Origin of the sequence: Roseofilum sp. Guam (genome assembly GCF_017746735.1) — a bacterium.
GTDB lineage: Bacteria > Cyanobacteriota > Cyanobacteriia > Cyanobacteriales > Desertifilaceae > Roseofilum > Roseofilum reptotaenium.
Genome location: NZ_JAGHZN010000024.1, coordinates 46105 through 67902 on the forward strand (window position 1 = coordinate 46105; position 21798 = coordinate 67902).

Below are 21798 nucleotides of genomic sequence, written 5' to 3' on the forward strand. Positions count from 1 at the left end.
GTTTACAGGATTGATGGTAGGTTTCCCAGAGCTGGGTAAAACCCGCCCCTTGTATCTTAAGAGAGGAGGCGATCAGGCCAAGGAGGAGATCGCGCTGGGTCAGAGATCGTTAAACAGCAAGCTCCATCGATGTAGATCAGGAGGGAAATAAAGAACAGACAACAGAACAACCTCAGGTAGTCATAGGAGAGGAAAAGTACAGAAATACTCAAATGATCATGCCCTAATATCATTTCTCTTTAAGTTTGGAACTAAGGATTCATGATTAAGCATCGACTGTGCGTCCCTTTTGCGGGAAAATCCCTGCCGGACGGACTTGCAGGAAGGCAATAATGAACGCAAATACCATCACCTTTGCCATGCTAGTCGTGGCAAAAAAGGTAAAGAAATCCGCAATGGGTTGAATAGGAGTGGCAATTAAGGCGAGGGTGCCGGAACCGATGAGATAGTTTAAGGTACCAATGGATAAGGCTGCCACTAAGCTACCCACCAATTTACCCACACCTCCGACGACAACCACCATAAAGGCATCAACAATATAATTTTGTCCTGTATTGGGGCCGACAGAACCGAGTAAGCTAATGGCACATCCAGCCACCCCTGCTAACCCAGAACCGAGGGCAAATGTGAGCGCATCAACTTGATGGGTGGGAATGCCTAAGCAGGCGCTCATCGTGCGGTTTTGGGTAACGGCTCGAATGCGTAATCCCCAGGGCGATCGCTGTAAAAATACATAAATTCCGACCACACAGATTGCAGTTAAGGCGATGATAAATAAGCGAGCGTAGGGGAGTTGGAAGTTGAGGATGGGAATCCCCCCACGTAACCAAGAGGGAGCAGTTACATCGACGTTTTGCGCTCCAAACCAGGGTTGAGTGACGGCTAATTTAAAGATATTACCTAGGATAATCCCTGTGGTAAGCGCAATTCCGGCAGATAGAGGTAAGAGGATCGAGAGTGCCCATTTACGCATCTGCTCAAAATTCGGGCGACGGGATACCACCCACCAACCACCAAAAAACAGCAGGCAAAATACCCCTAACCCAATCACCATTTGCCAACTCACACTCCGGACAAACTGTTGTAGAATTAGGCTCACCCCCCAAGTGGCTAACAGGGTTTCTAATGGGCGGCCATACAAAAACCGGATCACCCCTCGCTCTAGAATAATTCCCATGATTGCGGCGACAACAAAGGCGGCCGGTAGAGCAAAAAAGATATAAACTTCAAAGAATTGATCGCCCATGGCCTTAAAACCATTTTGCACCACAAATGTGGTATAAGCTCCTAGCATCATCAACTCGCCGTGAGCCATATTAATGACACCCATTAAGCCGAAAATAATCGCTAGACCGAGGGCAGCCATGAGCAAAACAGAGCCAATGCTAATGCCGTTAAAAATTCCTTCGAGTAACAGTTGCACGATTTTCTCCAAATTAATAATAATATTTATACCATTTCTGTCTGATGTTGCGTTTTAACAAGTGGGAAAGAGCAACTTGCTTCTCAAAAATCGATTAGTAGCACTCTTAAAAAGAAATAGTATTACAAAAATTTGTAGGGGCGAAAAATTTTTCGCCCCTACAGATACCTAACAATTATTCATCATTAATTGTTAATTCTAAATCTTGAACTTGCCTCCTTTGGCTTTATCTGACCAGTCACAGGCAAAGCCTTTGGTTTCGGCTACAAACTGGTTCCAAGGGAGGGGAGAAACCGCAGCATCGGTAGCGTTGACAATTTCAAACAGACCATCGTCACGCACTTCTCCGATCCGTACCCACTTGGACAAATGATGGCTATTATTCATCATCACCGGTCCTTCTGGAGCCTCAAATGTTTGACCATAAGCGGCTTCACGGACAGCATCTAAATTATCAGCCGTTCCGGCTGCCTCTACAGCCTGTTTCCAGATATGGACACCAATATAAGCGGCTTCCATGGGGTCATTGGTAACGCGCTCTGCTCCATATTTGGCCTTGAAGTCAGCGACAAATTTCTCATTGGCTGGATTTTCGACAGTCATGAAGTAATTCCAAGCGGCGTATTGACCCTTGAGATATTCGACCCCGATCGCCTTCACTTCTTCTTCAGCGATACTGACCGACATTACCGGATACTTATCTGGAGTTAGCCCAGCGCCTTGCATCTGCTTAAAGAAGGCGACATTACTATCCCCGTTCAGAGTATTGTAAATCACTCCACCATCGGGCAAAGCTTGGCGAATTTTCGTAATAATGGGGGTCACTTCCGTATTCCCCAAGGGCAAATAATCTTCTCCTACGGTAGTTCCACCTTTGGCAGCCAGTTGCTCTTTAATAATTGTATTGGCGGTGCGGGGGAATACATAATCAGAGCCGACTAAGAAAAATTCTGTACCTTTCTCTGCTAATAACCAGTCTACTGAAGGCTCAATTTGTTGATTCGGAGCGGCTCCTGTGTAGAAAATATTTTTTGAGCATTCCTGGCCTTCATACTGCACAGGATACCAAAGCATATGGTCTTTTTCTTCAAAAACGGGTAAAACGGCCTTGCGACTGGCGGAAGTCCAACAGCCAAAAATCGCTACCACTTGGTCTTGATCGATCAACTTTCTGGCTTTTTCAGCGAAAGTGGGCCAGTCAGAAGCGCCATCTTCGACGATCGCCTCGATCTGTTTTCCGAGGACTCCACCCATTTCATTGATATGGTCGATCGCCAATTGGGTCGATTCCACCACACTTTTTTCACTAATCGCCATGGTTCCACTCAGGGAATGCAAAATACCGACTTTAATCGTATTGCTTGCTGCTGGAGTAGTGCTATTACTTTGCTCTACTGGCGAAGTTTCAGATGTCTCATTGGCTGTATCTGTTGGACCCCCACAAGCTTTGAGTAAAATACTCGTGCCTAGAGCAGCAGAACCATAGACGAGAAACTTTCGCCGACCAATACGATGTGCCATACCGTTACACTCCTGTTGCCTGAGTTAAGGAAACGTTAAGTAATTTGCCAGAAAAACTATTTTAATCCAGTTGGATCGTTTTTTTGTAACCTAAACTACAGAACGTTTCCCCAACTTGAGGGGACGGTTATTCCAGCTCAACCGTTTCCACGGTTGTTCCCTTGTGATCGAGCATGAGCGATAAAGCATCGACATGGATACCGTGAGTTTTCCAGCTTTCTACCATTGCTGTACCCACCTCAGTCCCTCGATCTGCATTGACAAAAGCAATCAACGTCGGCCCTGCACCACTAATGGCAACGCCCAGAGCACCAGCTTCTATAGCTGCTTGTTTGACCTCATCATAGCCAGGAATTAGGGTTTTACGATAGGGTTGATGAATGCGGTCTTCCATGCCCCTTTTCAACCATTCTGGGTTACCGGTTTCCAGCCCTCGCACCAATAGTCCGATATGACTGATATTAAATACGGCATCTTGGCGATCGTATCCACTGGGCAAGATCCGGCGTGCGTCTGCGGTGGATAACTCAAAGTTGGGAATGGCAACCACTGGAATAATGGTCTCGTGCCAAGGAATATCGCAGATTAACCAACCGCCTTCGTCTTTTGTGGCTAAATGACAGCCCCCTAAGAGGGCGGGCACCACATTATCTGGAAATCCTTCTATGGCGATCGCCAATTCCATCAGTTCGGTTTGGCTTAAGGGACTCTCTGCCAAATGATTAGCGGCTACCAATCCAGCCACAATTGCCGTTGCTGAACTGCCTAACCCCCGCGTCAGAGGGATTTCCATATCAATCTCAATCTTCACCCCTGGGGTCTTTTTTCCCAGGCGATCGTACAACCGCTTAAAGGATTTATACGCTAAGTTATCAGCATCTGTGGTCAGGTGAACCACATCAATTCCCTTCAGGTCAATGTCTAGGGAACCTTCATCAGGGAGGAGCGAAAAGCAAAATTCATTATACAATGTTAGCGCTGCTCCCATACAATCAAAGCCAGGGCCCAAGTTAGCTGCGCTTGCCGGAGTCCTGACCCTCACTGCCTCCACCATATGTAATTACTCCTGTTGTAACAATCAATCAATCCATCCTCCATTAAAGCAAAGGAATGGAGGGATGGGGAGCATGGACGGATCGGAAGGAGGATAGTTGTTCGTATTTCATGTTCAATGGCGTTATGTTGATGATTAGCCTGAGTGTATCGGGAATAATTTGGGTGATTTTACTCTGTTTTTGGGGTAACTTTTGGTGGGCCAATCAACGGCTAGAGGTATCGGTCAACGCTGGGGATGAGCCGCAGGCGAGTTATCCCAAAGTGGGTGTAATCGTCCCAGCGCGGAATGAAAGTGAGGTGATGAGTCGGAGTGTGCGATCGCTCGCCGATCAAGATTATCCCGGCCCCTACTCTATTCTGGTTATCGATGACCAAAGTACTGATGATACCAGAATCCAAGCTCAATCCTTTGATGGCGTGACGGTCATTTCTTCAGAATCTTTACCCTCTGGATGGACTGGGAAGCTCTGGGCCATGGAACAAGGCGTTAAATACTACCAATGCCAATCTTCTCCTCCGGATTATTATCTGTTCACCGACGCTGATATTGAACATTCTCCGGAACACTTAAGCCAATTGGTATACAAAGCCCAACAGGAGGATCTAGAGCTAGTCTCAGTGATGGTTAAATTACACTGTGAAAGTGTTTGGGAACATCTCTTGATTCCGGCTTTTGTCTTCTTTTTCCAAAAACTCTATCCGTTTCCTTGGGTGAATAATCCCCGTAAATCCACGGCAGCAGCAGCAGGGGGTTGTATTTTAATTACGCCAGATGTCCTAACCCGAATTGGCGGATTGGAGCGTCTACGAGATGCTCTGATTGATGATTGTACTTTGGCTCAAGCGGTGAAGTCTACTGGCTCCGGGCGCATCTGGTTAGGCTTAAGTGAAACAACGTACAGTTTGCGCGCTTACAGCACGTTACAACCGATCTGGGATATGGTTGCTCGAACAGCTTTTACCCAACTCAATTATTCTCCCTGGTTATTGCTGGGAACGCTTTTGGGGATGGTGCTGGTCTATATTTTGCCCGTGATAGCTTGTGTGTGGGGATGGATTGCTGGTGTGCCCATTCTGACGGCGATCGGGGGGCTGACTTGGGCATTAATGGCGATCGCCTATACCCCCACGGCTAAACTCTATCACCAATTTCCCTTAGCCGGTTTCGCCCTACCTCTTATCGCTTCGCTCTATACTCTCATGACTCTAGACTCAGCTCTACGTCACTGGCAAGGTCGCGGTGGCGGTTGGAAAGGACGAGTGTATCAATCATAGCGCTGCGCGCTAGGGAATAGGGAATTAGGTTCTAAGGCTTCAAGCTATACCTCATAGAAGAGAGAAACGCTATATATATTCAGAAATTTGAATACTCTCACATATAACTTCTATACCAACACCACCTTCAATGTAAAGGTGAAGCAACTCACGATCCGGATAGTAAGCGACCTCTGTTGGATCGAGAGATTCTCTGAATCCGTAGTTTAATTTATCTAATTGATTTTGACCACCATCTGTAAGCTTGTTAACATAAATATCGCAAACGTAATAGCAGCCATCATTATCATCTAGTTGTCTGGAAAATACGATATGAATCACGTTTAAGCATCGTAATAAGATCTCTTGAGATGCATCATGTGTGAATTCAAGCTCTAAAATCGTTCCTTCGCTCTTTAATGAAATATCAAGAATTTGTGACTTTCTTAGATAATCTCTGATTTCTTCATGATTTTGTAAATCTCTAAATATTCTTGGCATAAAATACTAACTTTATCTAATCAATTGAATTCTAGAGGAATCTATTTATTTCCAATCCATTCTATCGCTTTTTCAACTAACTCTGGATCTTCAGAATCGAACCATTGGATCTGAGGATTGGATCGAAACCAGGTGCGCTGACGTTTGGCAAATTGCCGAGTATGGACAATGGTTAATTCCTGAGCAGTTTCTAAGTCAATTTCTCCGGCTAAATACTGCTTGATTTCCCGATAGCCTAATGTATCGAGTAAGGGTAAGTCTGAGCCATACTTCTCACAGAGGGTTTTGACTTCTTCGACTAAGCCATGCTCGATCATTTTAGCGGTGCGTTGGGCAATTCTGTCTTGCAACTGTTCTCCTTCAAAACAGTCTAAGCCAATTTGCACGATGGGATAGCTGGGTGGGTTTTCTCCCTGTTGCTGGGAAATGGGAATGCCGGTGACATAGTAAACTTCTAGGGCGCGCAGGGTACGCACTCGATCGTTGGGATGGATTTTTTGGGTGGCTTGGGGATCGACTTGTTGCAGCATGGCATAACAGTGGGGTTGGGAAAGTGCTTGAAGTTGTGATCGCAATTCTGGCTGAGGTGCAACCCTCGGAATCTTCATTCCAGCGATAATGGAGCGAATATATAAGCCTGTTCCACCAACTAATAGGGGAATTTTACCTTGCTGCTGAAACTGCTCAATGAGGCTTTGTGCTTGCTCTTGATACTCGGCAACCGTAAACACCTCTTGTGGATTACAGATATTAATTAGATAATGGGGAACCTGCTCGAGTTCGCCAGCAGACGGTTTGGCTGTACCAATATCGAACTCGCGGTAAATTTGGCGCGAGTCAGCCCCCAGAATGACCGTCTGTAAGTGCTTCGCTAAGGCGATCGCCAATTTCGATTTTCCCGTAGCCGTCGGCCCGCAAATCACAATCAGTCCTGGTTTCACTGGGTGCATCCCCCTCATAAAGTTCTTATTAAACTGCCTTAGTGCAGTCTATAACCCTTTTGTGCTAAAATTTTGGAGTATTTTGTCGTTTACTAGCTTATCGGGTCGTTGATAGCCCGTACACCAGGAGATAACTTCACATGACCAGTAGTTATAGCGCCGAACAGATTCAAGTTCTTGAAGGATTGGAACCCGTTCGGAAACGACCCGGAATGTATATCGGTTCAACCGGCCCTAGAGGACTCCATCATCTAGTGTACGAGGTTGTGGACAACTCTATCGATGAGGCTCTAGCCGGGTATTGCACCCATATCGAAGTTGACCTCAATGCCGATGGTTCCGTATCGGTCGCTGATGATGGGCGAGGAATTCCCACCGATATCCATCCTCGCACAGGGAAGTCCGCTTTGGAAACCGTAATGACGGTATTGCACGCAGGTGGTAAGTTTGGCGGCGGCGGATATAAGGTGTCTGGAGGGTTACATGGGGTTGGGGTTTCCGTTGTCAATGCCCTTTCCGAATGGGTAGAAGTGACCGTTTATCGAGAAAAAGTCCGTCATACCCAACGCTACGAACGGGGGGTTCCGGTAACGGAGTTAGTGCCGACTAAACAGAAGGAAGCGCGTAGCGGCACGTCGGTTCAGTTCCGCCCAGATGAGCAGATTTTTACCACGGGGATTGAGTTTGAATACGATACTGTCTCCCGTCGGTTACGAGAGTTAGCCTATCTGAATGCGGGGGTGAAGATCACGTTTTCTGACCATCGCTTGGACGAGCCAAAGGTGGAGAGCTACAAGTACGATGGCGGTATTCAAGAATATGTGGCGTATATTAATCGGGAAAAAAACCCTCTGCACGAAGAAATCATTTATATGAATGCAGAGAAGAATGATGTGCAGGTGGAGGTGGCGCTTCAGTGGTGTACGGATGCCTATTCGGATAATTTGTTGGGATTTGCCAATAATATTCGCACCATTGATGGGGGAACCCATTTGGAAGGGTTGAAGACGGTGCTGACGCGGACGATGAATGCGATCGCCCGTAAACGAAATAAGCTTAAGGAAAATAATGCTAATCTAGCGGGGGAAAATATCCGCGAAGGCTTAACGGGTGTGATTTCGGTGAAGGTTCCTGACCCAGAATTTGAAGGACAGACGAAAACCAAGCTGGGAAACACGGAAGTACGGGGAATTGTGGATTCTCTGGTGGGCGAGTATTTGAATGAGTTTCTGGAGTTTCGCCCAGCCGTAGGGGATGCGATTCTAGAAAAGGCGATTCAGGCCTTTAATGCAGCAGAAGCGGCTCGCCGAGCCAGGGAATTGGTACGCCGGAAGTCGGTGTTGGAAAGTTCGACATTGCCAGGTAAATTGGCAGATTGTAGTACCAGAGATCCGGCAGAATCAGAGATTTTCTTGGTTGAGGGAGATAGTGCGGGCGGTTCGGCAAAACAAGGACGCGATCGCCGATTTCAAGCAATTTTGCCCTTGCGCGGTAAAATCTTGAATATCGAGAAAACCGATGATGCCAAGATCTACAAAAATAATGAAATCCAATCTTTGATTACGGCATTGGGTTTAGGGATTAAGGGAGAAGACTTTAATGCCGAACAGTTGCGCTACCATCGGGTGGTGATTATGACTGATGCTGATGTGGACGGGGCCCATATTCGCACCCTGCTGTTAACCTTTTTCTATCGCTATCAACGGGATTTGGTCGATCAAGGCTATATCTATATTGCCTGTCCGCCGTTGTATAAGTTAGAGCGCGGTAAGCGGCATTACTATTGTTATAGCGATCGCGAATTGCAAGAGCAGATTCGCCAATTCCCTGACAACGCCAATTACAATATCCAACGGTTTAAAGGGTTGGGTGAAATGATGCCTCAGCAGTTGTGGGATACGACGATGAACCCGGAAACCCGGATGATGAAACGGGTAGAAATTGAGGATGCAGCCGAGGCAGACCGTATTTTCACGGTATTAATGGGCGATCGGGTGGCTCCCCGTCGAGAGTTTATCGAAACCTACGGGCCCAAATTAAATCTGGCTGATTTGGATATTTAAACCTCGGTCTTCCTCCGTGCCCTTCGACTCCGCTCAGGGCACGGGTGGGTAATGTCATTTCCTTAGAATTTTGTCGGGGACATCAATCAATTCAATCAAGTTATTGGAGACACAACCTGCCTGAAAAAATGCCTGTCGGATCGAGGCAGGTAGAGCGTTAAAGCTCTGAGGCTGTAGTAACTCGATATGAAGAGTTTCGCACTCCCAATTTTCTTCTTCCTCAAATATATAGGGTTGAGATATATGGAGTAAGATACCTTTCCAAAAATTCCACTTCAGATGACCGAATGAGCGAAGCGCTCCCGTTTCCTGTTCAATGACTGAAAGATCTATTTTCTCCAAATCAATGGAGAAACCACCATGACAAGAAGTGGTGTAGGTAAAAAGGTAGTCCAGCATAAAGCTGGCTATAGTGGGTGACCACTGACCTGCTTCAAAACAACAAGGATTGGGTGATTCATAATCAAGATAATAGAGATAAACTGGAGGATCTTCAAGGTCAAAATCGGAATACTTAACTGCCCAGCTCATATCTTGTTCAGCTTGACACAGAATTTGATAAGATTCACAATCTCTCATCCTTTTAACTTCAAGAGAGTCCCGGAATGTAAACCCTTTCGGTTCAAGTTGCCAGGAAGCTTGGGCAAATCCTAGCCAATTTTGCAAAGCGATCGGTACTTTTCTCTGAAGTTCGCTCTCAATCTTTTTAATGGTTTCATCTACTCGATCGCGTTGGAAATCAAGGCAGAACATTTCTGAGATTAGGCGATCGATCTTAAACCATTGGGTTACGGAATCATCAAGGTCTGATGGGTAGGGATCGGTTTGTGGCATTTTCTGATTAGAAATATGGAGGAGAAATGAATTCAACTGTTCTTAAAGAAACTTGGTGGCTTGCCTATACAGAGTTTCCAGATTTAGTTTGGGCACGTATCCAAGTATATGAAGATGGAACGGCTGAAATTCTATCTCCGACAGGACATAGATACAAGTATAAAAGTGAAGAGGAAGCAGACTTAGAATTATCCCAAGATGAGTATCAACGTTTGCATTCTCTTGATGAAGAGGATGAGGAAGAATTAGGAATTCCCCTATCCTCAATTCAAATTCCCTCTGGTGAGAGTGACAATGAGATAATACAAAAAATGTATGTTAAGCGATCGCGTCTTTGACCAAGGAATACGAATTGCAGACAACAATAGAATAAGGGCTTCAGCTTATCCAAAACTCAGGTTAATTACTACTGATGAGCAAGGTAGACGATGCATTGCGGCCAAACTCCTCTGGAGCATATTGTAAATGAGCTTCAGCTCCCGGCCAGAGATAGGAACCGGGAGTAACCGATCGCACTAAATAATGAACCTCATAGATCCCAGGGGTGAGGCGATCGCCGTAAGCCACCACTCGGTCTTTATACACCTGTTGGTAATCAATTTCCCAGCTATCGGCATCTGCTTGCACCGCTCGGTTGGCAGTCTGAAACTCTGTATTCACCGCCTCAAAGCCGGCTGGGAGAGGATCTGTAATCACCACATGATCCACAGGACGATCCGTAATAATTTCTAAGCCCACGTCAAACACTTGACCAGCGTTTACCTCAAAGGGTCGCTCTAAATCGTACAGTCCCGTCGTTCGCAACACCTCGTCCTCATTCGCTCGCCGTACTTGACGCACCACCCGCAGACCATTTAAGCGTCCGGGTTGCTCCCCGGTTAAGCGATAGCCATAGGACACTAAGTAATGCAGGTTTCCATCGCCAGATTTTTCTAACACCAGATTGCTATTTCCCTTGGGCAACTGGGCCATGGGGACGCTCAAATTCCAGGTGGAATTCTGATAGCCTTGAAACTGAGTCTGGCCCAAATTTTCACCAGCAAAGGTGACTCCAACACCAAAATTGGGGGGTGTGCTTTCGGTTTGCGCGTAAGCAACTAAAGCATCAAGGGCCTGGGCATTATTATAGGTACTGCCCCAAGTGCCATTACGACGCAAAGAGAGCAAACTGGTCAACAAGCGTCCCGTTTCTGCGGGGGAAGTATCTTGAGCAATGAATAAACGCAAGGCTTCCGCTTGAGCTGCCGTGGCAGAAGATAACCATTGATAGCGTTCCGGCAAATTCACCGTTGCACTGCGTCCCGTCTGATAGATGGACTCGCGAATTTCATTAAACAGGCTTTGGCTTTCTGTCCTCCATCCAGGGAAATTGGACAAATAGCGAGCTAACTTAATCTGCGTCACCGAATCGAATTCACTCCGGACGCTGTAGATGTCCGAGAGAAACTCATTTCGCACATCACCCCACGCAGCTAAGGCGATTAGGGTTTCTAGGCGTAGGGTACTTTTACAGAGGGCAGAGGTACAGAAATCCTCATTTTCGGGGTCGGCTAACAGGTCTCGCAGATAGGACTTGAGTGGGTCAACTTGGATACTATCTGGGGAAAATCCTGCGTTGGATGCTGCCGCGATCGCCTCTGCCACGTAGGGCGTAAGATAAGGGTTAGACTGGCGAACCCCTGGATAGCTACTAAATCCGCCATCTTCTCGTTGCAGACTAGCAAGTTGATTGAGAGCTTCACTGGTTTTTTGGGGGAGATTAAAGGCGTTTGCCGCTTGCCCATATTGACGGCTTAAGCGTTGTAAACTCGCTGCAATAAGCAATTGACTCGCCATAGGTTCAGCAAACGGGAGGGGGTTGTCGGCAAACACCTGTTGAGCCGGGGCGAGAATTTGGGGCATCAAGGTACTGGCGAGGTTAATATCTAATCCTCCTGTATCTATTGCTGTATCGGGGGCCACATTCACCGGTAGCGTGACCGTATTCGTGCTGGTTCCCGACTCAACCACTCGCTCAGTGATTTGTAAGGGTTTAACCTCTAAGGGGACTTCAAAGGCATCTACAGGCTGACCGTTAAAATTGGTCGCAAAGGTAACTGTCGCTGTCCCCGCTTCCTTGACCGCTAGGGGGAACCGTTCGCCGAGGGTTCCCTCGTTCACTCTCACTTGGCGGGAGTCCATACTGTTGTTGGTAGACTCAAACGTTAACCCTCCCGTTATAGCTCCAGTGATGTCTATTTTACCCGTCGTTTCCGTGGTATTGGTGATAGAAAGACCGGCATTGATCCGATCGCCAGGTCGGACAAATTGGGGCAAAATGGGATTCGTCAGGATGGGTTGACTGCTGATAAAGGTGGTTTCTCCATTGCCGAAGCGCAGATTACCATCTTTGGCAACCACCATCACCCGCCAGGTAGTCAGGTCATCGGGTAAGGTAAACGTAACACTGGCTTGTCCCTGGTTATTGGTGAGGACAGAACCGTTGTAATAGGCTAGGGGTTGGAAGTCGCGACGGGTACGGGTGTCGGCTCCTCCGGCAGAAAATCCACCGCCATACCCCCAACCTTTAGCTAAGGGAGAGGCTTGGGGTTGTAAGACGACATCGGGACGGTTATCGCTAAACCGGGTGGAAATGGGTTGTTCGGCGTATACGATGTCGAGGAGGTTGGGGGCGCGATAACCACTCAGTTGTAAGATGGCTTCGTTGACGACCATGACGGTGAGTTCTCCCGCTACCGGTGAATCCGTATTATCCCTGAGTTGCAATTGCAGAGTTTGGGATTGTCCCGGTTGGAGTTGGGCATTGGATGGGCTAACGTCAACCGATAACAGGCGATCGCTCAAATCAATCTTAAAGGGCGCAAACCCAATTTTGACCAAGTTATCTAGATTCTCTTCTAGTCCGCTCCCTTCAACTTCGCTCAGGGAACGTCCTTGACGCACTAAAACAGCCTCGAATGCAGCATTTGGCAGCATCTCTGGCGTGACTTCAAACTGCACTTGAGGGGCCCCACCTTGAACCGGTTGCAAGGCTTGGAATAGGGGTTTATCGCGGACAATGGCAAAGTAGAGTTGTCCTTGTTCGTAGGGAGATTGAATGAGGGCAGTTGCTGTATCTCCCGGTTTGTAGGTCTCTTTGTCCAGTTTAATTTCTAGCTTATCCTCATCGGCTCGACCCCAACGCACGCCACTGCCTCCCGTCGCCCAAATTTGCAGGTCTGTGGCAGTGGCACTCTTTTGACTTCCCGCAAAGTTGGCGCGAATGCGATAGGAACCGGAGTCCGGGGGTGTGAGTTCAGCCGTGGTGGGAGTTTGACCCGATCTGATGGTGGTTTCGCCAACGGTTTCATACTCGACTTGGGTGCGATCGCTCCGTCCCCCTTCGACTACACGGGTTACGCTAGAATAGGTCATTTTCTGTAACTCTAATCTCACCCGCTCTCCTGCTTTGGCATTGCCTTGAGCATCCGTAACTACCACTTCCACAGGAAACGCTTGCCCTGCATCCGCTACAAAGTTACTCTTTAAGCCGATTACATTAGCACTGGGTAATACCGTCAGGGTTTGCGAATCACTTACGGACAAGTTGGACACATCAGAGACCGATACATCCACTTGATAGGTCATCGGATAAGGCAGATCCCGATCTAGGGTAAACCGCTGTATGCCTGCGCCCCCATCATCTAGGGTTTTACGTGTTTGCAACACTTCTGTTTCTACGACTGGCGCTTCTTCCGGCCAAAACCACTGGGGGCCAAAACTATACCCTTGCCACTGCTGGGGCGTAAACTGGGTTTGCTGACGAGTGACATAATATTCGGCATTGCCCCCAATAACGGGAGCGCCAAATAAATAAGTACTGCTCGTTGTCGCCGAGATAGAATCACCGGGTTGCGCTACTTCTTGATTTAAGCCAACTTCGACCTTAAAGTTCGGTGGCTTAAATTCGGCAACCTGAAAGTTACCGGTTAAGGTTATGCCAGAACCTTGAGCGCGAATCACATATTCGCCGACTTCCTGAGTGGCTTCTAAGGGAAACTCAACCGAAAACGTCCCAAATTGATTGGTTTGATAGGTTCCCAAGTCTATTTCATTGCCTTTGGGGTCTTGAAGTTCTACCCGATAATTGGCTCGCGCGTCTGTTTTTAGGTCTCCTTTTTCCAGATAGTAGGCTACTCCAGTAAACGCGGCTTTTTCTCCCGGTTGATAGAGCTGGCGATCGGAAAAAATTGTCCCTCTAGAAACCGGTTTTGGGTCTTCCCAATCAGCATAAATCCCATATCCATAAGCCCCACTATAGGATTCAGTGCGCGTAAATGCCCAATCTTCACCTTCTTTGGCAATTACGAGCAATTCTGGTGCTTCTGAAAAACGACTGCCCCCCATACAAGTTCGCAAGTCTTGGGCGGTTAATTGTAGTAATCCTAAATCGTCCGTTTTTCCCCTGGCGCAAGCTTGGGGTGTTGGTCTCGATTTTGCTCCTAATTTCGATGGATAAATCTCCACCGTCGCGCCGGGAACAGCTTGCCCATTATCCAGGTGATTCACGCGCACCAAACCCGACTCTGGAAACCATTGAGCAAATACACCCAAGTTTGTTAGTTCAACTAAGCCGTAATATTTGGGCATATTCCATCGCCGCTCCCCATTATCTTCATAGGGATTGGTTCTCCCTTTCACGCCATAGGCTAAGAGTCCCGATTCACCGCCTAATTCGGATTTTAAGTTGACTGAATTAATAATCGTTTGATTTTGTTTCCCAGAAACTTTATAGGATTGCCATTGACGATCTGAAGGTAAAATATCGTTACCATTTCCCTGGGGATAGGCAGAATCCACATAGACTAAATCTGTCGGTTCCAGGCGACGAAATACGGCTTGATATTCCCCATCGGGAAGGTTAACGGTGGAAATATCCAGTTGTAGATTTTGAGTATTGGGTAAAATATTTAATCCGGTTTGTACCCAGAGATCTGCGGCTACATTGCCGGTCTCATATTGCAAGGTTACTGGATTTTCAAGCTTCTGTCCAAATTGATCCTCTAAGTCCGCGCCAATCGTAATCGTATAATTCGTATCGGGTTCTAAAGCCCAAGGATTAAGCTGGATCAAATTGGGTTCATAGGTGAGTTGAACCAAAGCTGGTGCGTTCGGAGGAGGAGGAGGATTAATGCTAATGTTATTAACAGCAGATTCGGCGACTACGGGATTATTAAATCTCAGTTGGGGACTCCCTTTAACAAAGCGCCCATAGGTTCCACCGGGCCCCGGTTTACCGGTTGCTTGGAGTTCGTCGAAGTTGAGGGTGTTATAGGTTTTAAATTGACTGGAAAAAGGGATTTCACTGGCTAAATTACCGTTTTCAGGTTGCAGTCCAGCGGAAATTTCTAGGCTGTAGGGGGTGTTTTTTTCGAGTGGTTTGTCGGGCGTAATGGTATAGTCATACTGTTGTTGGGAGGGATCGAAGGCAGTTTTCGGATCGCTACCTATGCTATTTTCATCCAGGGCAATTTTTAGGGGAATGTCGCGATAATGCTCCGCATCGCTGGCGCGATCGCTCCCCGCAGACACTAACCGGGTATGTTCAGCTAAGGAATTCAGGTCTAAAGCTACATTAGAGGTGAATTTCAGTTGGGGCTGAATATCCACCGGTTCAGGTTCTCCATTGCGCTCCATCGTTGTTCCGGGGAGGTTGGAGAGCTGAATGGAAGGCGTGTTAAATGTCCAGGCAAAATCTCGGTCTAATTCATGGTTATTGAGGTCTTTTAAGCCTTGTTTGAGGGTAACTTGCACCCGCGTGGCTAAGGGAAGGGCGCGATCGGCTTGAAACCCAACCATTCGAGGGGTTAAAAAGCGAAACGTTCCCGGTATTCTCGGCGTAATTTCAAATTTATTTAGCAGGTTTCGTTGTTGGGGAGAGTCGAGACTTTCGAGGGGAATGAGGGGATCGGTGAAAATAACATTAATTTGATTCAGGGGTTTAGCTTCTTCGGTGGGGTTGATGCTCTCGATCCAAGCTGGGGGAGTCGCTAAGGGAAGGGACGAAACGCTTGGAAGAGGTTGATTTCCCGATCGCACTCCAGCCAGTCTACATCCCGTTAGTGTCAGCATAAAGAGCAAGATGAACACTAACACCCTATGTTTACGGTAATACTGGCCAACGGCACGATGCAATTGGCGCAGGTGTCTCATTCCGAGTATGGAGCGACGACGGGGCATTTTCTCTTCCTTCACTGAATCTAATCTTGTCTTACCTGATGAGGGTAGAGTTTGGGAAGAGCTTGTAGATATACTTTACAATCTGTCATTTAATGTTAGGGGAGGAGGCAATACGAAAAACCCACTTTATAAACCCTCCAAAAATGCTGTAGGAGGATTTTATTGGCATTCCAGGCGATGCAGAATCTCGATAAAAGAGTTGATGATTGCCTTTTCATTGTCTGGACGGAGGATCGGAACATGGATAAAGAGAGCGCGAGTGGGGAGATTAAGAGTGTTAATCTCCTGTAAGACTCCATAGTATAGATCTTCACAGACAAATCGCCCCGCATAATCGCTAATGTAAACCCGATCCAGCCCCCCAATCAGCAGTTTTAGGTCGATCGCTGGTCGTAAAATTTTATCCTTTTGTGTTGCATTCGATTCAATACTGAGGCGATCGCGGTTTTCGGCCATTCCACAACACAGCACCCAAGCCGGTTGAGTGCTGTGCAAATTAAATAGGGTTTGGGCGATCGCTTGTTGGGAGTCCACAGGCAACTTTCTCAGTAACGATAACCGTTCTGGATGGGGATAATATTGACCCATCCGCTCCAGGAGATCGTCCGAGGAATTACTGTTCTGGTGAGGTTTCCAGGTTGTAAATGAGGTTAACAGAAAGGGTATAGTCATCGAATCGACTATTCACTACAGGGAATTGACCAGATAATCGCTTAAAGTTTTCAATAACTTTTGGTGTCTTTCCGGCGATATTTTGCCAATAGAACCGATAATTTGTTGACGAGGGATGACTGCCAAAAAGCCCAAACGAATTAAAGAATAACTTCGTAAGCCACTGGTGACAAAATCAGGATCGTTAGAGGTGATGATATTATCGAAACCTGTTACGTGTTGATTAAGTTGGGTACTCACTCCACAAACTAAGAAATCTTTATAAGGTGGCAGTTCCCGTAAAAGAATAACTGGACGATTCTTAATTTTTCCGTCTGCTTGAGGAATGGGTGTGAGAACAACATCAGCTTCCTGCATAATCAGGATTCGGGACTTTTATGGCATCAAGGGGATAATCATCATCGCTACTGTAGGCAGAGTTTAAGTGATTACTTGAGAGATTCAACCAAGATTTTTGCTCTTCTGATTGTTCTGGAATAACCGTGATAATCAGTTTAGTATTGGGTTCGAGTTTATAGGGTTGATCGAGTTGAATTGATTTCCCATCAAAATGCGCTGATAAGGAAACAACATTCATAATGCCACCTATTATAAACATCTGTCGTCTCCCTAGCTTATCAGGAACCAGGTTCAAAATCAATGATTCATGATTCACGAGTTTTTGATGCTCCCATGACCTGAAAGAGGGAACTAATGGAATAAATAACTAGGGCTGTCCAAATGAACCCAAAGGAAATGAGATGGGTGCGCGTGAAGGGTTCATGGTAGACAAAGACCGCTAAAATTAGTTGAAAGGTTGGGCCGATATATTGCAGAAATCCTAGGGTTGAGAGATGCAATTTTTGGGCAGCTAAATTAAACCAAATTAAGGGTAAGGAGGTAACTATTCCACAACCAATAAATAGGAGAGTAACCGGTAAGGAAAGACCAAAGTTACCGGAGCCAATTTTTCCCCAATGCAGGACTAGAGCAAGGGCAATAGGGGTCATCAGTAGGGTTTCAATGGTTAATCCAGGTATGGCTTTGAGGGCAGCAACTTTACGGATAAGACCGTATAATCCGAACGTGATGGTTAACCCGATCGCAATCAAGGGCACTTGTCCCAGTTCCCAGATCAGATTCCCGACTCCTACAATAGCAAGGATGACGGCAATCAGTTTCCAAATACTGAGCTGCTCTCCCAGAAATACACAGCCGAGAAAAATACTAAACAGGGGATTAATAAAATACCCTAAACTCGCTTCCAAAACGCGATCGGTATTCACCCCATAGATATAAATTCCCCAGTTTAGGGAGATCAGGGCAGCAGTAGAAAATAGAATAGCCAAAGTTTTCGGCGATCGCCATAAGCGCTTCACTTCGATCAGTCGCTTCTGTATCGTCAACACTCCCAATAGTAGGAGTGCTGACCAAATCATCCGATGACAGAGGATTTCAACCGCAGGTACAGATCCAAATAATTTCCAGTATAGGGGAAACAAACCCCATACTCCATAGGCCAAAACGGCATAGAGAATTCCGAGATTAAACTTGATTGACATGCCCAGGAGGTAATGGGTAAATGAGTAATCGATAATGGGTATGGCAATGCTGACCCAAGTCGCCTAACCAGAATATTCTAGACGCGCTACGATGTTAAGGCTAGAGATCAATCAACTAATCGTTGAATTAATAACGTATTCTCCTGCCGATCCTACATAGTGCATGATCGATGCATGAAGGTATGGGTTTGTTCTTCTCCATCTTCCCCTCTCCCTCATCTCTTTCTATGGAGGACGATCCAGACCATGAATCTGAAATTTGTTAATCAATCCATTGGGGCACAACGCACTTGGGTCTGGCGAGGATGGCGTATTCGCTACACTTATATTCGTAATTTATCACACTTAGAGGCAATTCCCATTGTGTTGTTACATGGGTTTGGTTCTAGTTTTGCCCAATGGCGCTATAACCTCAAGCCCCTGAGTGAGTCGCATTCGGTTTATGCCTTGGATTTACTGGGGTTTGGTGCGTCTCAAAAGGCTCCAGAGCGCTATGGATCGCCGTTATGGATGGCTCAAGTGTATGAATTTTGGCGCAAGTGGATTAAGCGTCCGGTAATTTTAGCCGGGCATTCTTTGGGGGGTTCGGTGGCACTGGCGATCGCCGATACTTATCCAGAAATGGTACAAGGATTAGTGTTGTTTACTGTTCCCCCTTCCCGCGAAGAGTTATATCAATCCAAAGTACAAGCAAGCCTGGCTTCCCTAGAAGGCATCCTAACGCCCCAGTTTCTGTTAACTCCTCTGTTTCGTCTTCTGTTTTACCCCCCGTTATTAGTCCCCTTTGTGCGTCAAGGGTTGCGATCGGTTTATGTGAATAAGGATCTGGTGGATGAGCAGCTCGTGGAAAGTTTTACGACACCGCCCCAAGATCTCGGAGCGGTGGATGTTCTCTCTCGCTTATTCTTGTCCAAAAATAATCAGGAGTATACCCCCCATGTGGGGCAAGTGTTTCCCCAGCTTAAAATGCCGGTCTTGCTCGTTTGGGGGAAGCAAGACCCCATTTTTTCGATTCGCCAAGCTCGCGAGCTGGTCGTGCAAAATTCTCAGGCTCAGTTAGTAGAGATTGAACAAGCGGGGCATTGTGTTTATGATGAACAACCGCAACAGGTGAATCAAGCCTTGTTAAAGTGGATTGAGGACATTACAGGGTAGGGAATTTTTGGCATGTCAAAACCGGTGATTATTGCCCATCGGGGAGCGAGCGGATATCGCCCAGAGCATACACTAGCAGCTTATGCGTTGGCGATCGCCCAAGGCGCAGAGGCTATAGAATTAGATATTGTCCCCACTAAAGAAGGTGAGTTAGTAGTGCGCCATGATTCGGAGTTAAGCCAAACCACCGATATCATGACTCATCCAGAATTATCCCATTATCGAACGACTAAAACCCTCTATGGACAAACCCTAGAGGGCTGGTTTACCGAAGATTTAACCCTGGCAGAAATCAAGACCTTACAAGCAAAAGAACCCTTCAGTTTTCGCTCCTCTGATTATGATTTCCAGTTTCCAATTTTAACCCTATCTGAAGTTTTGAATTGGCATCAAGTCACCCAACAGAAAGTACAACGCCCGATCGATCTCTATATAGAAATCAAGCATTCCCATTATTTTCGCAGCCTAGGCTTACCCATTGAAGAGCCATTAATCGAATTGCTTCAAGCACAAGGTTATCACCTTTCGACTGACCCCATTTTAATTCTGTCTTTTGAAATTGAAAACTTGCAATATTTACGCTCTTTAACCAACTTGCGCCTGATTCAACTGATGGCACAAGCTGAGGATCAACCCTACGATCGTATGATGCAAGGCGATCCAGTCACCTATCAGGAGTTACTAAGTTTACCCCAATTGACCCAAATCGCCCAATACGCCAATGGTCTAGGATTACAGAAACAACTGTTGTGGTCAAATGGTAGACAAGCTTTAGTCGATCAATGCCACAAGCTCAATCTAACCGTCCATATCTGGACTTTTCGCCACGAAAGTCAGTTTATTTTACCTATTTTTTCTGGAGATTGGCAACAAGAACTCAAAGGGTTTATGAGTTTTGAGATTGATGGTTTATTTACCGATTTTCCAGATATAGTTTTATAACTGACCAATGACCCATCCAAAAATGAGATATAGTAAGACAGATACCCCTTAGAAAGGTGGACTTTTACTAAAGCGGGGCTAGGAGATGTCTATTAAGGATTACCAATTAAGGTAAACCCTGACCAATAATAGGGATGAATCAGATTTGGTTGAATGCCAGTATTGAGTTCAGGAGGTAGATCAATTTCACCAAAATTGCCGATTAGTTTGCCGTCTTTAATCTGTACTTCTTTACGCAATAGGGCACTCTGCGCTCTACGCAAAGCACCAGCTTTTGTTTGCTCTGTTTGTAAGTGATGGTAAAATTCGGCCATTAAGGCTAATGCACCTAGATCGCTGACATACCATAAACTGGCTAAGGCTGATTTGACCCCAGATTGAACGGCTAAACCGGCAAAACCAAATTCTGCTTGGCGATCGCCTAATGCAGTACGACAGGCACTCAATACCAGCAATTGCACAGCAGGATCGGTTAAATTTAAATCTGTGATTTGATCGAGTCTAAGTTTACGATCCCAAAATTGAATATAAGACTCCTCAATTTTACCGGATCTGAATTGACCATGGGTGGCTAAATGAATCATACCATAGTCAGATTGTGTTCGTTGTTGATTAAAGTTTTCAACCGTTAACTCTTGATTGAGAAAGGCTTCTCCTTGCCACAGTTTTTCAGAGATAGTACTCAGTTCAACAGGAACAGCAGGTAAGGGCGGTTGATCGCTAAATTCAGAGGCTCCCATGGCTAGGACAGGCGTATTTTGCAGATTTTGATAGCGGGTATCGGTTAAGCCCAAGCTGGGAACTAAGCTAAATTGGTATTTTTCTACTAAAAATTGTTCGCCATCATGCAAGGCGGCGATCGGTAGGCTGCGTAAGCCCCTATCTAAACTTAATAATAAAGAGCTAATTCCCTGAGCTTCTAATTCAGCTTCGAGTGGTGCAATTAACCATTGATAAAGCTGTTGAGAAGCATCTAAATAACTGGTTGTACGACGGCGAATAGGATCGGCAATTTCGGCTTGAAATGCTTCTATTTTTGCGATTAATGTGGCACTTGAGGCTTCAGGAATAGAGTGATAAATGGTTTTTCCAGTGGGTGGAACTAAGAGTAAATCTAGTTGCTCTGCACTTGAAATCATGTAGAGTAAGGCAGAAGGTTTACCGGTTTGCTCACTTAGGGTTTCCAGTTGCTTCTGAATCTGGGGAAAGGAGGATTGCTGTTGAGGTAAGGGTTTATTGAGATAATCAGCAAATTCTTGGCTTAAGAGGCGATCTCCCACTTCTACCGCTTGCTGTAATTGTCCTTCACCAAGTAATCGCCGGAAACTGACCCGGCTGACGAGAGCAGTGGCCGTGGCTTGAGAATTCATAGTTACTGAAGAAGTGGATACATTATCAGAGGATTCACGGGGTGTAGAGGAGATCGCTCGATTAATCCCATTAATCGTATCACTATGGTTCTGGAGAATAGTAATCTCACGATTACCACCATTGACTGTTACCCTACCCCCTGATGCTGAGTTTGGGGTTGGTGCAGGAGTAGGTGCTGGGGTTGGTGCAGGAGTAGGTGCTGGGGTTGGTGCAGGAGTAGGTGCTGGGGTTGGTGCTGGGGTTGGTGCTGGGGTTGGTGCTGGGGTTGGTGCTGGGGTTGGTGCTGGGGTTGGTGCTGGGGTTGG

At 46.4% G+C, this 21798-nt stretch carries 18 protein-coding genes; 6 read left to right on the forward strand and 12 right to left on the reverse strand.

All coding sequences use genetic code 11. The features are described 5' to 3' along the window. Nucleotides 1–265 precede the first annotated feature (265 nt). The 3 genes from J7529_RS11175 to thrB all read right to left on the reverse strand — a co-directional run bounded on the left by J7529_RS11175 (nt 266) and on the right by thrB (nt 3998). Nucleotides 266–1366 (reverse strand): ABC transporter permease subunit, encoded by a 1101-nt coding sequence (locus J7529_RS11175; protein WP_390890006.1) that lies wholly within the window; start codon nt 1364–1366, stop codon nt 266–268. Between the two features lie 255 nt (nt 1367–1621). After that, complete coding sequence (urtA, locus tag J7529_RS11180; RefSeq protein ID WP_318729021.1) at nt 1622–2944, reverse strand: urea ABC transporter substrate-binding protein; 1323 nt, start codon at nt 2942–2944, stop codon at nt 1622–1624. 127 nt (nt 2945–3071) lie between these two features. Continuing rightward, on the reverse strand, nt 3072–3998 hold the full coding sequence (gene thrB / locus J7529_RS11185; RefSeq protein WP_318729022.1) for a homoserine kinase: 927 nt from the start codon (nt 3996–3998) through the stop codon (nt 3072–3074). A gap of 110 nt (nt 3999–4108) precedes the next feature. Here thrB and J7529_RS11190 point away from each other — a divergent pair, with 110 nt between their 5' ends. After that, nucleotides 4109–5275 (forward strand): glycosyltransferase, encoded by a 1167-nt coding sequence (locus J7529_RS11190; protein WP_318729023.1) that lies wholly within the window; start codon nt 4109–4111, stop codon nt 5273–5275. 69 nt (nt 5276–5344) lie between these two features. Here J7529_RS11190 and J7529_RS11195 read toward each other — a convergent pair whose 3' ends face one another. Further along, the gene (locus J7529_RS11195) at nt 5345–5755 is read right to left on the reverse strand and encodes a hypothetical protein (protein ID WP_318729024.1); all 411 of its coding nucleotides are present in this window, start codon (nt 5753–5755) and stop codon (nt 5345–5347) included. Between the two features lie 41 nt (nt 5756–5796). Beyond that, entirely contained in the window at nt 5797–6705 is a 909-nt protein-coding gene (gene miaA / locus J7529_RS11200; protein WP_413038866.1) for a tRNA (adenosine(37)-N6)-dimethylallyltransferase MiaA, read from the reverse strand. A 131-nt stretch (nt 6706–6836) separates the two neighbouring features. Between miaA and gyrB the strand changes: the two genes are divergently transcribed. Next, nucleotides 6837–8759 carry a DNA topoisomerase (ATP-hydrolyzing) subunit B gene (gyrB, locus tag J7529_RS11205; protein ID WP_318729026.1) on the forward strand — a complete coding sequence of 641 codons (1923 nt, stop codon included), beginning with the start codon at nt 6837–6839 and terminating at the stop codon, nt 8757–8759. A 54-nt stretch (nt 8760–8813) separates the two neighbouring features. On the opposite strand, the gene J7529_RS11210 is transcribed toward gyrB, so the two are convergent. Next, a complete protein-coding gene (locus J7529_RS11210) occupies nt 8814–9593 on the reverse strand; it encodes a hypothetical protein (RefSeq protein ID WP_318729027.1) in 780 nt (259 codons plus the stop codon). A gap of 26 nt (nt 9594–9619) precedes the next feature. Here J7529_RS11210 and J7529_RS11215 point away from each other — a divergent pair, with 26 nt between their 5' ends. Then, a complete protein-coding gene (locus tag J7529_RS11215; protein WP_318729028.1) occupies nt 9620–9931 on the forward strand; it encodes a hypothetical protein in 312 nt (103 codons plus the stop codon). Between the two features lie 61 nt (nt 9932–9992). Here the strand turns inward: J7529_RS11215 and J7529_RS11220 are convergent, their stop codons facing one another. The 5 genes from J7529_RS11220 to rarD form a co-directional block, all read right to left on the reverse strand. Continuing rightward, on the reverse strand, nt 9993–15812 hold the full coding sequence (locus J7529_RS11220; protein WP_318729029.1) for an alpha-2-macroglobulin: 5820 nt from the start codon (nt 15810–15812) through the stop codon (nt 9993–9995). Nucleotides 15813–15971: 159 nt separating this feature from the next. Next, nucleotides 15972–16484, reverse strand: coding sequence for a peptidase C15 (locus tag J7529_RS11225; RefSeq protein WP_271939260.1), 513 nt, complete (start codon nt 16482–16484; stop codon nt 15972–15974). 15 nt (nt 16485–16499) lie between these two features. Beyond that, the gene (locus tag J7529_RS11230) at nt 16500–16841 is read right to left on the reverse strand and encodes a type II toxin-antitoxin system PemK/MazF family toxin (protein WP_318729030.1); all 342 of its coding nucleotides are present in this window, start codon (nt 16839–16841) and stop codon (nt 16500–16502) included. Continuing rightward, complete coding sequence (locus tag J7529_RS11235; RefSeq protein ID WP_271939255.1) at nt 16828–17061, reverse strand: hypothetical protein; 234 nt, start codon at nt 17059–17061, stop codon at nt 16828–16830. The genes J7529_RS11230 and J7529_RS11235 overlap by 14 nt, the downstream gene beginning before the upstream one ends. Before the next feature lie 67 nt (nt 17062–17128). Then, nucleotides 17129–18025: an EamA family transporter RarD gene (gene rarD / locus J7529_RS11240; protein WP_318729031.1), complete on the reverse strand. Its 897-nt coding sequence runs from the start codon at nt 18023–18025 to the stop codon at nt 17129–17131. Nucleotides 18026–18271: 246 nt separating this feature from the next. Here rarD and J7529_RS11245 point away from each other — a divergent pair, with 246 nt between their 5' ends. Together J7529_RS11245 and J7529_RS11250 are read left to right on the forward strand one after the other, a co-directional pair. Next, entirely contained in the window at nt 18272–19180 is a 909-nt protein-coding gene (locus tag J7529_RS11245; protein ID WP_318729032.1) for an alpha/beta fold hydrolase, read from the forward strand. A gap of 12 nt (nt 19181–19192) precedes the next feature. Then, nucleotides 19193–20122 (forward strand): glycerophosphodiester phosphodiesterase family protein, encoded by a 930-nt coding sequence (locus J7529_RS11250; protein ID WP_318729033.1) that lies wholly within the window; start codon nt 19193–19195, stop codon nt 20120–20122. A gap of 92 nt (nt 20123–20214) precedes the next feature. Here the strand turns inward: J7529_RS11250 and J7529_RS11255 are convergent, their stop codons facing one another. Then, the gene (locus J7529_RS11255) at nt 20215–21492 is read right to left on the reverse strand and encodes a CHAT domain-containing protein (protein WP_318729034.1); all 1278 of its coding nucleotides are present in this window, start codon (nt 21490–21492) and stop codon (nt 20215–20217) included. Nucleotides 21493–21613: 121 nt separating this feature from the next. Here J7529_RS11255 and J7529_RS11260 point away from each other — a divergent pair. Continuing rightward, a partial coding sequence (locus J7529_RS11260) for a hypothetical protein (RefSeq protein ID WP_318729035.1) occupies nt 21614–21798 on the forward strand: 185 nt, incomplete at its 3' end.